Origin of the sequence: Dermacoccus sp. CCH2-D9, from assembly GCF_001556795.1 — a bacterium.
Taxonomy (GTDB): Bacteria; Actinomycetota; Actinomycetes; order Actinomycetales; family Dermatophilaceae; genus Dermacoccus; species Dermacoccus nishinomiyaensis.
Map to the genome: position 1 here is coordinate 64,297 of NZ_LSJT01000041.1, position 12,262 is coordinate 76,558.

General features: G+C 68.6%; 9 protein-coding genes. 4 read left to right on the forward strand and 5 right to left on the reverse strand.

All coding sequences use genetic code 11. From position 1 onward, the window contains the following. Nucleotides 1–42: 42 nt before the first annotated feature. Entirely contained in the window at nt 43–486 is a 444-nt protein-coding gene (gene aroQ, locus AX669_RS03225; RefSeq protein ID WP_062256549.1) for a type II 3-dehydroquinate dehydratase, read from the reverse strand. A gap of 77 nt (nt 487–563) precedes the next feature. Continuing rightward, complete coding sequence (locus tag AX669_RS03230) at nt 564–1,946, reverse strand: MFS transporter (RefSeq protein ID WP_006946954.1); 1,383 nt, start codon at nt 1,944–1,946, stop codon at nt 564–566. A gap of 149 nt (nt 1,947–2,095) precedes the next feature. Between AX669_RS03230 and AX669_RS03235 the strand changes: the two genes are divergently transcribed. After that, entirely contained in the window at nt 2,096–2,458 is a 363-nt protein-coding gene (locus AX669_RS03235) for a nuclear transport factor 2 family protein (protein ID WP_006946988.1), read from the forward strand. Nucleotides 2,459–2,619: 161 nt separating this feature from the next. On the opposite strand, the gene AX669_RS03240 is transcribed toward AX669_RS03235, so the two are convergent. From AX669_RS03240 to AX669_RS03250, 3 genes are all read right to left on the reverse strand, one after another. Continuing rightward, nucleotides 2,620–4,530, reverse strand: coding sequence for an NHL domain-containing thioredoxin family protein (locus AX669_RS03240; RefSeq protein ID WP_040015046.1), 1,911 nt, complete (start codon nt 4,528–4,530; stop codon nt 2,620–2,622). A gap of 654 nt (nt 4,531–5,184) precedes the next feature. After that, nucleotides 5,185–6,210, reverse strand: coding sequence for a nitrilase-related carbon-nitrogen hydrolase (locus AX669_RS13810; RefSeq protein WP_006947062.1), 1,026 nt, complete (start codon nt 6,208–6,210; stop codon nt 5,185–5,187). Nucleotides 6,211–6,212: 2 nt separating this feature from the next. Next, complete coding sequence (locus AX669_RS03250; protein WP_062256551.1) at nt 6,213–8,393, reverse strand: cytochrome c oxidase assembly protein; 2,181 nt, start codon at nt 8,391–8,393, stop codon at nt 6,213–6,215. A 213-nt stretch (nt 8,394–8,606) separates the two neighbouring features. Between AX669_RS03250 and AX669_RS03255 the strand changes: the two genes are divergently transcribed. From AX669_RS03255 to AX669_RS03265, 3 genes are all read left to right on the forward strand, one after another. Further along, a complete protein-coding gene (locus AX669_RS03255; protein WP_062256553.1) occupies nt 8,607–9,098 on the forward strand; it encodes a MarR family winged helix-turn-helix transcriptional regulator in 492 nt (163 codons plus the stop codon). Nucleotides 9,099–9,116: 18 nt separating this feature from the next. Beyond that, a complete protein-coding gene (locus AX669_RS03260) occupies nt 9,117–11,018 on the forward strand; it encodes an MDR family MFS transporter (protein WP_062256555.1) in 1,902 nt (633 codons plus the stop codon). A gap of 136 nt (nt 11,019–11,154) precedes the next feature. Next, a complete protein-coding gene (locus AX669_RS03265) occupies nt 11,155–12,246 on the forward strand; it encodes a hypothetical protein (protein WP_062256557.1) in 1,092 nt (363 codons plus the stop codon). Nucleotides 12,247–12,262 lie beyond the last annotated feature (16 nt).

The following is a 12,262-nucleotide window of genomic DNA, read 5'->3' on the forward strand; positions in this document are numbered from 1 at the left end:
ATGTGGAGAAAATGGCAGATGTGGACAGGAATCGCAGATGGGTCAGCGGGTCGCGGCGAGCGCAGCCAGGCGACGTAGCGCGAACTCGTAGCCCTGGACACCACACCCGACGATGACGGCCACCGCCTTGTCGCTCAAGTACGAGTGGTGCCGAAACGCCTCGCGCGCATGGACGTTCGAGATGTGCACCTCGACGAACGGCGCCTCGACACTCGCGAGAGCATCCCGGATGGCGACACTCGTGTGCGTGTACGCCCCCGCGTTGATGACGACGCCCGCGCTGTCGTGACGGATGCGCTGGATCTCGTCGACGAGCGCCCCCTCGTGGTTGCTCTGGAAGCACTCGACGCCGAACCCCCGCTCGTCACCGACCCGCGCGGCGAGCGTCTCGACGTCAGCGAGGGTGTCGGCGCCGTAGATCGACGGTTCGCGCTCACCGAGCAGGTTGAGGTTCGGGCCGTTGAGGACGTGCAGCGTGCGAGTCATGGGCCCATTGTCGTCGGGTTCGGGCGACGGATCCAGGTGGTGCCTCGGTGGTGGTTCCGCGACGCCTCGGGCATCCGTCACACCGCGTCCGCGCTACGCCCCGTGCTGCGGTGACCGAGCGCCCCCACCGTCACGACGAGCAAGCCCATCGCGACGGCAACGATGACGAATACCGGTGTACTGCCGTGGTCTTCGAGCACCGGCAGCAGGATGAACGGCAAGAACGCCGTGACGAGCTTGCTCAACGAGTACGCCGCGCCGGCAGCCGTGCCACGGATCGCCGTCGGGTACGAATCGGCGAGATACACGTGGTACGCGTTCGAGAACAGGTTCGACGCGCACGAGTACAGGAAGCCGGCGGCGATGATCTGAGCCGTCGACGACGCGAATCCGAACCACAGGCCGAAGATCGCCATGAGCGTCGCCGTCGCCATGACGAGGTACTTGCGCTCGATGCGCTCGACGATCGGCACGGCCAGCAGCGACCCGAGCGGGTAGCCGAGGTAGCTGAGCGCGACGAACAGCAGCGAGCTCGTGACGCTGTAGCCCTTCGCGACGAGGACGAGCGGCGCCACTGTCCCGAAGCCGTAGTAGCCGAACACCTCGAGGGCCGACAGCAGCCACAACATGATCGTGCGCTTCGTGTACGGCGCCTTGAACAGCGACGCCATCGAGACCTGACGGGACGCGACGGGCGTGAGCGACGCGTCCGGCTCGGCGAGGGTGTGGCCCTCGGCGCGCGCGGCGTCCTCGAACTCGCGGGTGATCGCGTCGGCCTCGTCGTGACGGCCCTGCGCCTCGAGCCAGCGTGGCGACTCGGGCAACCCGGTACGCACGGCCCACACGACGATCGAGCCGATCGCGCCGAAGACGAACAGCCAGCGCCACCCGTCGATGCCGAACGGCGTCATCGGCACGAGCCAGCGCGCGAGGAAGCCGACCGTCGGCACCCCGAGGAAGCTGATCGTGTACGCCCACGAGATGAACTGCCCGCGCTTGTTCTTCGGCAGGATGTCGGACAGGTAGGAGTCGCCGAGCGCGTACTCGCCGCCGATGCCGATGCCCGCGAAGAACCGCGTGATGACGAGCCACGCCGCGTTCGGGCTGAACGCGCCCGCGAGCGAGAACGCCGAGTAGAGCGCGAGGTTGACCATGAACGCCTTGCGCCGCCCGATGCGGTCGGCGAGGCGCCCCATGAACAGCGCCCCGATGAACTGCCCGATGAACGCCGACGCGAGCACCCACTTGAGCACGTCGCCCTTCAGCGCGAAGTCTTCCTTCAGCACCGCGGCGATCGTCGAGGCGAGAAAATTCTCGTACGCGTCGAAGAACAACCCGAGGCCGATGACGCCCGTGGCGAGCAGATGCTTGCGTGTGATCGGGAGCCGGTCGAGGCGTGCGGCGACCGACGTCCCCGTCGCGGGTGCCACCGACGCATTGGGCAGCGATGCTTCTGTCATCGCGGCAGCCTAGCCGCGGTGAGACTCGCGCACTAGGTTGAGGTCGGACAGCGATACACGGCATGCGGTCGGCTCGGGCCGACCGCATGGCGGTGGCGACGGACGGACGATGCTCGGCCGCCACACCCACGTGACGAGAGGACACCCGAATGCAGCGCGAATCCCGCGACGCTCACATCCGCCGCTACTACGAGGTCGTCGACGCCGGCGACGTCGAGGGCGTGCTCGACATCTTCACCGACGACGCCACCTACTGCCGCCCCGGATACGAACCCATGGCCGGCCGCGAGGCGCTGCGGGCGTTCTACTCGGGCGATCGCGTCATCGAATCGGGGCGCCACAGCGTCACGTCACTGCTCATCGACGGCGACGAGGCGTTCGTGCGCGGCGAGTTCAACGGGGTGCTCAAGGACGGCAGCGACGCGCACCTCGAGTTCGCCGACTTCTTCCGCTTCGGCGCCGGCGATCGCATCGCCTACCGCCAGACGTACTTCTACGCTCCGCTGGTCTGATGCCCGGGGGGGCACGCTTCGAAGGGGTGCCGACGTCACGTCGGCGGAGCATCGATCACTCGACGTGCTTAACACCGCCCACGCGGGCGCACTGCCTGAGAGCGGCAACCCCGCATCGCCGAGTTGCAGCTCCCCGGGGCCGGCAAGAGCAGACGTGATCGTCAGACGCCGCGCAGGTCGAGCGTCAGCGTGCGGGGGCCGTCGCCGGTGATGACGAGGGGGATGCCCCAATCCTGTTGGTAAAGATGGCAGGCGGCGTGCTCGGGCACCTCGCCGGTGTCGGGGTCGCCGTCGCAGGCGGCTGCGCGGACGCTGACGTGCAGGATGGCCGAGCCGACGCTCTCGTCGATCGTCAGCGTGCGCGTGAGCCCCTGCTGCTTGCCCGCTCCGTCGCGTAGGAACGCCTCGGGAGAGCTGCTCACCTGCAGCATCGTCGGGTCGCCGTAACGGTGGTCGAGTTTCTGCCCCGCCGGCGGCGTGAACGTGACGACGAGTTCCACTGCGCCCGAGGCGATCTCGCTCGGCGGGCGCTGCGTCTGCTGCGCATCGCCCTCGATGCGTTGCGCTTCGGCGGTCAGCGCCACCGGCGTCAGACGATGGGCGTTCGACTCGACGACGAGCAGGTGTGCATCAGCGTCCACCTCCCCCGGGACGACGATGACGTCGCTCGGTTCGGCCAGGCCCGTGGCGAGCGTCGTCACCTCGCCGCTCGACGGGTCGAAGCGCCGAATCGCGCCGTTGTACGTGTCGGCGACGGCGACGGATCCGTCGGGTAGTTCCGTGACACCGAGGGGATGCTGCAGCAGCGCCGCGTCAGCCGCGCCGTCGACGTGGCCGAAGTCGAACAACCCTTGCCCGACGTGGGTGGTCACCTCGAAACCCTCGTCGCTCACGCTGAGGCTGCGCAAGGCACTCGTCTCGGAGTCGGCGACCCAGACGTGTGAGCCGTCCGCGCTCGTCGCGAGACCGCTGGGCTGCGCGAACCAGGCGTCGTGGGCGGCGCCGTCGCGGATCCCCTCGTTGCTCGTGCCTGCGAGCACGGCGACGGTGTTGAGCTCGGGGCTCTCGCCCAGATGCAGCGCCCACAGCTGGTGCGTGCCCGCCATCGCGATGATGACGCGGTCGTGCCACCACGCGAGATCCCACGGCGTCGACAGCGCCTGACGCAGCGCCGGGCCGCCGCCGTCACGTTCGCGCAGCTGCTCGCCTGTGCCCGCGACGGTGCGAATCCGCCCGTCACTCAACCGAATCGCCTTGATCTCGTGGTTGACGCTGTCCGCGACGAGCAGGTCGTCGCCGGTGCGTGCGCGAGCCTCTTCGGGAAGGAGCAACAGCCCCTGTGGTTCGTTGAACACCCCCGGGCCGCCGTAGCGCGCGAGCTCCGTCTCGCCGTCCTCGGCGAGGTGCACGACCTGGTGGTGCGCGGTGTCGCTGACGAAGAAACCCCCGCTCGTCAGGTGCTCCCCGGCACCCGCGGAAGAGGCGGCGTCGTCCGCGCTCTGACGGCCCGTGGGCTGCGCCTGCACCGGGCGCGCCGGCGCGGTGATGACCTTTCCCGGGAAACGCAGCAACGTCTCGGGGGCAGGCGGCGCGACGTACGGACCGTCACCGCGACGCAGCGTCCCCTTGGTCGTGTGCTCGGCGATGAGGTCGTCGATGAGCACGCTCAATCCGTGCGCGTGTCCTTCACCGGACATCGACGCGACGATGTAGCCCTCCGGGTCGAGGACGACGAGCGTCGGCCACGCGCGCGCCGCGTACGCCTGCCACGTCGTGAGGTCGGGGTCGTCGAGGACGGGGTGGTGCACCGCGTACCGCTCGACGGCGGCTTCGAGGGCATCGCGATCGGCCTCGTGCTCGAACTTCGGCGAGTGCACGCCGATGAGGACGAGCTGGTCGCCGTATTTCTCTTCGAGCGGGCGCAATTCATCGAGCACGTGGAGACAGTTGATGCAGCAGAACGTCCAGAAGTCGAGGACGACGACCTTGCCGCGCAGGCTCGTCAGCGTGATGTCGGCGCCGCCGGTGTTGAGCCAGCCCCGCCCCGTCAGTTCCGGCGCCCGAAGTTTCATGACCGCTACCCTACGCGCCCGATCTTGCGTCACGAACGCATGCAATACCGCGCGTTCACGACGCAAGATCAGCGGCTGCACCGGCCAAGGCTGACTCACGTCGCCGAGCACGTCGCCGATCAACACCTGACGCTTGAGCTTGGGCAGCAGCCGCAGGGCGTGCATCATCGCCTCGGGCCGCGCCATTCGTCGTTGCGCCACCATGCTGAGGACGGTCGCCGCCGCACGATCACTGCGCAGCCATGACGCCAACCGCGCAGGCCTGCCAGCATCACCGCCTCTCGCCGTCAGCCCAGGCGGAATTGCCGGCGTTGAGCACGGCGGCCAAGATGGGTGATCGTTCGTCTCACCACCCAGCTGTGAGCACGTGCACCGCCTGTGTCCCGAGCATGCGGAATCGCCCCGCGACCACGTGCGTCCGGATCTGATGACGCGTGATGCCCAGCTGACGCAGTTGCCCCCCGCGAGACCACCCCGAACGTCGCGGACGCCAGTTCACAGGCGTGGGCGTCGGCGTGGGTCGTCTGCGCTGAAGTCACCCTCCGAGGGTGCCCGGATCGGGGTGGCGCGCGCTGAGGCCCTGTGGGCAGCCGGATGTTGTGTCATGAACGCACGGTGTGGCGCGCGTTCATGACGCAACATCCGGGGCGGCGGTCAGAGGCGACGGTCGCTCAGGACGGGGAAGGCCTCGCGGGTCGCGGCGACGTCGTCGAGGTCGATGTCGAGGGTGATGGTGCGTTCGCCGCGCCCGGCTTCGGCGAGCACCTCACCGGTCGGCGAGACGATGGCCGAGTTGCCGCCCATCTCCGTACCGGCGTGCGTGCCGGCGGTGTTGCAGGCGATGACGAACACCTGGTTCTCGATGGCGCGAGCCTGCAGCAGCGTGCGCCACGCCGCGATGCGCGCAGCCGGCCAAGCGGCAGGGATGACGAACACCTGGGCGCCCGCGTCGACCTGCTTGCGGTACAACTCGGGAAAACGCAGGTCGTAGCACGTCGACAGACCAACCTTGACGTGGCCGTCGGGCGCAGCCGCACCACCCCTCGCATCGTCGGCGACACTCGCGGCGGGGGCATCGTCCACCTCGCTGGAGGTGCTCATGTCGCCGTCGAGGTTGACCCCCGCCAGTTCGGCGCCCATCGCCCATTCGCTCTGTGACGCCTCGACGCAGGCCTCGGGGTTCGCCGGGTCGCAGACGGCGCCGTCGTCGGCTGCGACTTCGGCGGCCATGGCGCCACCGGCCCTGTCACCCAGCGCCAGGTCGAGGACGATGACCTCCTCGCCGGCTTCTAGCAGTTTGGGTTCGCCGTTGCCGAAGCCAAATCGGTGGATCTTGCGGTAGGTGCCGACGAGGTCGCCGTCACGGTCGAACATCAGCGAGGTGTTCCACAGCCCGCGCCCCTCGGGGCCCTTCTCGCCGGGCTTCTCGATGATCGAGCCGGCGTGAACGAATGCGCCGACGTTCGCCGCGGCCTCTGACAACGCCCGCGCGACGGTCCCTTCGACGCTCTGCGCCTTCTCGTTCCACGCCGGGTAGTCGAAACCTCCGGCGCTCCACAGTTCCGGCAGCACGACGAGGTCGGCGCCCTTCTGCGACTCGACGAGCGACGCGACGCGTTCGATGCGCGCCCCCATCGGCTCCGAATCGGTGTAGGCAAGCTGGATGACGGCGACGCGCATGGCTACTCCTTGTCGATGCCCCCGACGGTGACGCGGCCGGATTCGGCGCGCCCGGAGGGCTGCTCGGGACGTTCGTCGTGCTCACCCTCGACCGTAGTCGACGACGATGCTTCCGTCGTGCTCGACGACATCTGACGGGCCGGTTCTTCACCCTCCGCCTGACCGGGGGACGCAGCCTGACCACCCTGACCACCCCGCGAGGCGAGGTAGGCGTTGTAGGCCTTGAGCTCAGCGTCACCGTCGCGTTCGGCACGACGCTCCGCGCGCTGACCCTCGATGCGGTCGGACCGGTACCACTGCGCGGCGACGACCATGGCGAGCAAGAATGTCGGGCCCTCACCGGAGCCCCACGTGATCGTTCCGGCGGCCTGCTGGTCGCGCAGCGGATCCGAGACGTAGTGCAGGGCGGTGAAGAACGAGGGCGCGAGCAACGTGCTACCCGTCATCATCGCGACACCGAAGAATGCGTGGAACGTGATCGTGATGAGCAGCACGAGCAGCCGCAGCGGCGCCGGCCACTTCTTGGGGCCGGGGTCGATGCCGATCAGGGCCCACGCGAACAGGTAGCCACTGACGAGGAAGTGGATGTTCATGAGGATGTGACCGGTGTGCGTGCGCAGCGCCAGCTCGAAGAACGGCGTGTAGTAGAAGACGATGAGGCTGACGAAGAACAGGGCCGAGCTGACAGCAGGGTTGGCGACGACGTTGAGGTAACGGCTGTGCACGACCGACAGCAGCACCTCGCGCGGTCCGCGTGTGCCGTCGGAGCGCTTGGGCCATGCCCGCAGCATGAGGGTGACGGGCGCGGCCATGACGAGCAGGATCGGCACCGTCATCGAGATGGCCATGTGTCCGGCCATGTGGACGCTCATCATGACGCGCCCGTAGACCCCGGCGCCGCTGTCGATCGTCACGATGAACACGAGCCAAGCGAGCACCCACAGGATCGTGCGGTGGATCGGCCAGTGGTCGCCGCGGCGGTGCAGGCGCACAGCCCAGCGCACGTACTGGACGATGGCGATGACGGCGAACGTCGTCATCAGCCACTCGATGCGCCACTGCGAGAAGAAGTTCGCAGGCGTCAGAGCGGGCGGCGCCGGGTATCCGGTGAGCGCGACGACCGGGTCGGCGCTCTCGACGACCTGCCCTGACGGCGGCGCGGAGCGCGCGAGCGCCGCAGCGAGGCCCATCGTCGCGCCCATGACGAGCGCCTCGACGAGGGCGAGCCGGGCGAACAGCGCCTTGCTGGGCCGGTCGCTCGCATCACGTTCGAGGACGGCGACGACACGGCGTCGCTGCATGAGCCCGAGCGCGCCGAGCACGACGAGGCACAGTGCCTTCGCGACGATGACGAGGCCGTAGCGCGTCGTCACGTACTGGCTGAGGTCGGGTACGCGCAGCGTCGAGGCGAGCACGCCGGAGAAAGCGACGAAGCCGACGCACCACGTCGCGACGCTCGAGTAGCGCCGCACCGACGCCGCCGCGGCCTTGCCGAGGCGGCCCCACATGACGCCGAGGGCGATGATGCCGCCCACCCAGAGCGTCACGGGGACGAGGTGCATTATGAGCGAGTCGACAGCCGTCTCGTGATCGCTCGAACCGGCGGCGTGGCCGCTCAACGCGATCGGCCACAGCGCGAGCAGACCGAGTGCCGTCATCCATGCCAGGCTCGTGCGCGAGGAGTGCCACCAGCAGACCACCGCGATGACGAGCGCCGCGGTCGCCGTCAGCATCGGGTTGCGCAGGATCTCCAGCTGCCACGTGTTGCTCCACCACTGACCCGTGTACCCGCGCGAACCGACGGGGATGCCGGCCAGGTCGCCGTAGCTGAGGTAGCTGACGACGAGGGTCGCGCCGAACCACAGGGCTGCGCTGATCGAGGCCCAGCGCCCGATGCGCGCGACCCGCATCGTCTTGTGGCCCTCGGCGACGAGAAACGCACCGAGCCCGGTGAAACCGATGGTCGCCGCCATCGCGACGTCCGCCGCGGGCTTGAACAGAGCAATGCCCCAGCGCACGATCGCGCCGGCGTCGAGCAGCTGCTGCGGCTTGCTCGCTCCGGTGAACACGACGGCGCCGGCTGCGACGGCGACCGCGAGCGCCATCGCAGCCGCGAGCAGACGCCCGCCACCGAGCGGCCCTGTGGGGGCAGACGGGGTGGTTTTCGTGGCGCTCGAACTCATGCTCCCAGCCTACGTGGGCCCGGTGACAACCCCTCGCGCCACCCGATCCCCTGACGTCCAGCGTCGTCATGCCCGACAGGGCCCGCCCGGCCCGGCGACCCATCCGTCCATCCAATCGACCCCACCCCATTGAATTTGCTTGCATGGCACAACCAAACATATAGTTGTGCAGCCCAAGCATTCTTGGGCATTCCCTCCCCTCAAGGAACCGAAGTGACCGTCGACCTCCCCGTCGCACGCGACATCGCGACATCCTTCGTCGGGGCCGCGAAGGCGATGAGCGCGCACAAGCGCAAGTTGCCACGACCCCACCCGCACGCCGACCACGGCGCGCTGCCCCTGCTCTACGCCCTCGAGGCGGAGCCGCTGCGCGTCTCGGCCCTCGCCGACATCGTCCACTCCGACGTTTCGACGGTCAGTCGCCAGGTGAGCGCACTCACCGACGGCGGCCTCGTCACCAAGATCTGCGATCCGCAGGACGGACGCGCGCAACTCGTCACCCTGACGCCCGACGCGCGCGAACTCGTCAGCACACTGCGCGAGGATCGCGCCGCGTGGATGCAGAACCTGCTCACCGACTGGAGCACCGCGGAAGCCCGCGAGTTCCAGCACCTGCTGCTCAAGTTCACCGCATCGCTCGATGCCTACCAGGGCGGCTGCACGCCCCGCGCCGGGCAACCCACTCCCCTTCGTCCCCCAGCCTGAACGTCGAAAGGCACCCTCTTGTCTGCACAGACCGCTGCGCCACCCGCGCAGCAATCGAGCTCGGCAGAGCTCTCGCACGGCCAGATCATGACGATCCTCGCGGGTCTCATGATGGGCATGTTCTTGGCCGCACTCGACCAGACGATCGTCTCCACCGCCATCCGCACCATCGGTGACGACCTGCACGGCCTCTCCGCGCAGGCCTGGGTGACGACGGCCTACCTCATCACCTCGACCATCGCGACCCCGCTGTACGGCAAGCTCTCCGACATCTTTGGCCGCCGCGGGTTCTACCTGTTCGCGATCGTCATCTTCGTCATCGGCTCGCTCGCATGCTCATTCGCGAACAGCATGTACATGCTTGCCGCGTTCCGCGCCATCCAGGGCATCGGCGCCGGTGGCCTCATGTCGCTGGCCCTCGCGATCATCGGTGACATCCTGCCGCCGCGCGAACGCGCCAAGTACCAGGGTTACTTCCTCGCCGTCTTCGCGACGAGCTCCGTCCTCGGCCCCGTCATCGGTGGCTTCTTCGCCGAGCAGGGCCACATCCTCGGTCTCACCGGCTGGCGCTGGGTCTTCCTCATCAACGTGCCGATCGGCATCGTCGCCTTCCTCGTCGTCGCCCGCACCCTGCACCTCGAGCACACGCGTCAGGACCACCGCATCGACTACTGGGGCGCCGTCGCGCTCACCGTGGGCCTCGTGCCGCTGCTGACCGTCGCCGAGCAGGGACGCACGTGGGGCTGGGGTTCGGGCAAGTCGATCGCCTGCTTCGCCATCGGCATCCTCGGCCTCATCGGTTTCGTCCTCGCCGAGGCGAAGATGAAGGACGAGGCCCTCATCCCGCTGCGCATCTTCCGCCACCGTGCCGTGACGGTCACCGTCGTCGCCTCCGTCATCATCGGCATGGCGATGTTCGGCGCCATGATGATGCTGCCGCTCTACATGCAGATCGTGCACAACGCCTCCCCGATGAAGTCGGGCCTCATGATGCTGCCGCTCGTCGCCGGCATGATGACGGCCTCCATCACAGCCGGCCAGTTGACGGCTCGTACGGGTCGCGTGCGCGAGTTCCCGATCATCGGCACCGCCATCGTCACCGTCGGCATGTTCCTGCTGCACACGATCAGCGCCGACACGCCGCTGTGGCAGGTCATGGTGTTCATGGCCATCGTCGGCATCGGCCTCGGCAACTGCATGCAGGCGCTGACGCTCATCGTGCAGAACGCCGTCAGCCCCCGCGAGATCGGCATGGCCACCTCGTCCGCCACGTTCTTCCGTCAGATCGGTGGAACCGTCGGCGTCGCCATCTTCTTGTCGATGCTGTTCTCGACGGTGGGCGGCAACATCAAGACGAACCTCACCGACGAGGCGAAGACGCCCGCGTTCCAGCAGGCCCTCAAGAGCGGTCTCGCCGACAAGGAGCTCATGAAGGACGAGCACGCCTACGGCATCCTGCAGAGCCTGGCGAACCCGAAGTCCGGCGGCGGCGCCCTGAACAACGTGAGCGAGGACTCCTCCGTCATCGCTCGCCTGCCGAAGGCTGTTGCTCACCCGTTCGAGGCAGGCTTCGCGCAGTCGATGGACCACGTGTTCCTGCTCGCCTCAGGCATCGCACTGCTCGGTTTCATCACCCTGCTGTTCCTGCCGAAGATCGAGTTGCGCAAGCAATCGGCGATGGCCGCGGCCGCGGCCGCGGCGCAGGACAAGTCGAACGCCGCGCTCGCCGCTGACGGTGGCGCGGCACGTCGCGCCGACACCGCAGCCGACGGTGGCGTGGACGCAGGTTCGACGCCCGCCGACGAGACGCACGATGACGTGAGCGACGCCGTCGCCGCCGCCATCGCGCGCGTCGAAGCGCGCAAGCACGGCGAGCAGGTCGATCACTCGGTCGCTCGTCACGCGTCCCACGACGAGTGACGGCTGCTCGCGACGCACGCTGAGTGATGCCCACCCCGACCTGTTCGGGGTGGGCATCACTCGTCTTCGGCGCACCCGATGTTTGAATGGGCGGTTCATGGTCGGCGCCGCACGACGGGCCGAGGGAGGGACAGGCATGGAGCACTGGCAGCTCGATCACCCCGAACGCGGAACGTTGGAGGCCTACGCCGGGTCGGCTGACGAACTCCGTACCGTCGACCCGGGATTCACACCCGGCGCACCGGATCCCGGCCGCGACGATGACGGCACGGGCGCGTCGCCGGTGGGCGACGAGGGGCACGGGGTCAAAGAATCTTCGACGGGTGCGCCGGTCATCACGCCGGTCATCACGCCGGCCGGTGCCAGTCGCGCCCGCGGCAGCACCCGCCGCCGGGCAGGCGAGCGTCTGCCCCTCTCGCCGGGGCGAAACGAGAAGCTGCGCACCCACCTCGGCCTCGACGATGAGTGGGCGCGCCCAGGGCTCGTGCTCATGCGTGACGGGGTGGTGTTCGCCCGCCGCCGCAGCATCGGCAACGTCAAGATCCGCCTCATGCGTTCCACACCCGACGGGCACTTCACCGAGCACACCCAGGCGACGGAGAAGCCGCGCGTCGAGGTGAGCGTCAACCCGGTGCGCGGGTACGTCATGGACGTCCAGCTGCGCGACGACGGCGGGGTCACCGCCTTCGATGCGCCGGTGGGTTCGATGGCGGCACACCGGTACGCCGCGATGGATTCGTCGCCGCTCAAGCGGGTGCTTTACCCGATCCTCGGCGGGCTCGGCAAGAGTGGATGGGCGGTCAGCGTGCTCGTCCTCGGTCCCCTCGTCGCGCGATTGCTCGCGTGGATCTTCGGCCCGATCATCGCGTGGATGGCATCACTCGTGCCGGACATCGACTGGCCCGAGATCCCATGGCCGAGCGTCTCGTGGCCCTCGGTCGACCTGCCGTCGATCCCGTGGCCCAGGCTGCCGTCGTGGACCCCACCGGGCTGGCTCGCATGGTTGCTCGAGCACCCGAAGGTGTGGGTACCCATCGTCGCGGCCGCGTTCTGGGGCGTCACCGCGAATCGCAACCGCAGACGCTCGGAGCGCAAGAAGGCCGAGTGGGCCAAGCGTCACGCCTACGCGCGCCTCGCGGCCGATCTGCACACCCTCCACGACTCACGCACCGAGGACGCTCAGGGCGCAGCTGAGTCACTTCGTGCCACGCGAGTCCGTCAGGACTGACGCAGGTGGCACGCGT

Bases quoted from the DNA above. Each gene is read 5' to 3' on its own strand.
- AX669_RS13810 (WP_006947062.1), bottom strand. From the start codon at position 6,210: ATGCGCGTCGCCGTCATCCAGCTTGCCTACACCGATTCGGAGCCGATG.
- AX669_RS03240 (WP_040015046.1), bottom strand. From the start codon at position 4,530: ATGAAACTTCGGGCGCCGGAACTGACGGGGCGGGGCTGGCTCAACACC.
- AX669_RS03265 (WP_062256557.1), top strand. From the start codon at position 11,155: ATGGAGCACTGGCAGCTCGATCACCCCGAACGCGGAACGTTGGAGGCC.
- AX669_RS03235 (WP_006946988.1), top strand. From the start codon at position 2,096: ATGCAGCGCGAATCCCGCGACGCTCACATCCGCCGCTACTACGAGGTC.
- AX669_RS03250 (WP_062256551.1), bottom strand. From the start codon at position 8,393: ATGAGTTCGAGCGCCACGAAAACCACCCCGTCTGCCCCCACAGGGCCG.
- AX669_RS03230 (WP_006946954.1), bottom strand. From the start codon at position 1,946: ATGACAGAAGCATCGCTGCCCAATGCGTCGGTGGCACCCGCGACGGGG.
- aroQ (WP_062256549.1), bottom strand. From the start codon at position 486: ATGACTCGCACGCTGCACGTCCTCAACGGCCCGAACCTCAACCTGCTC.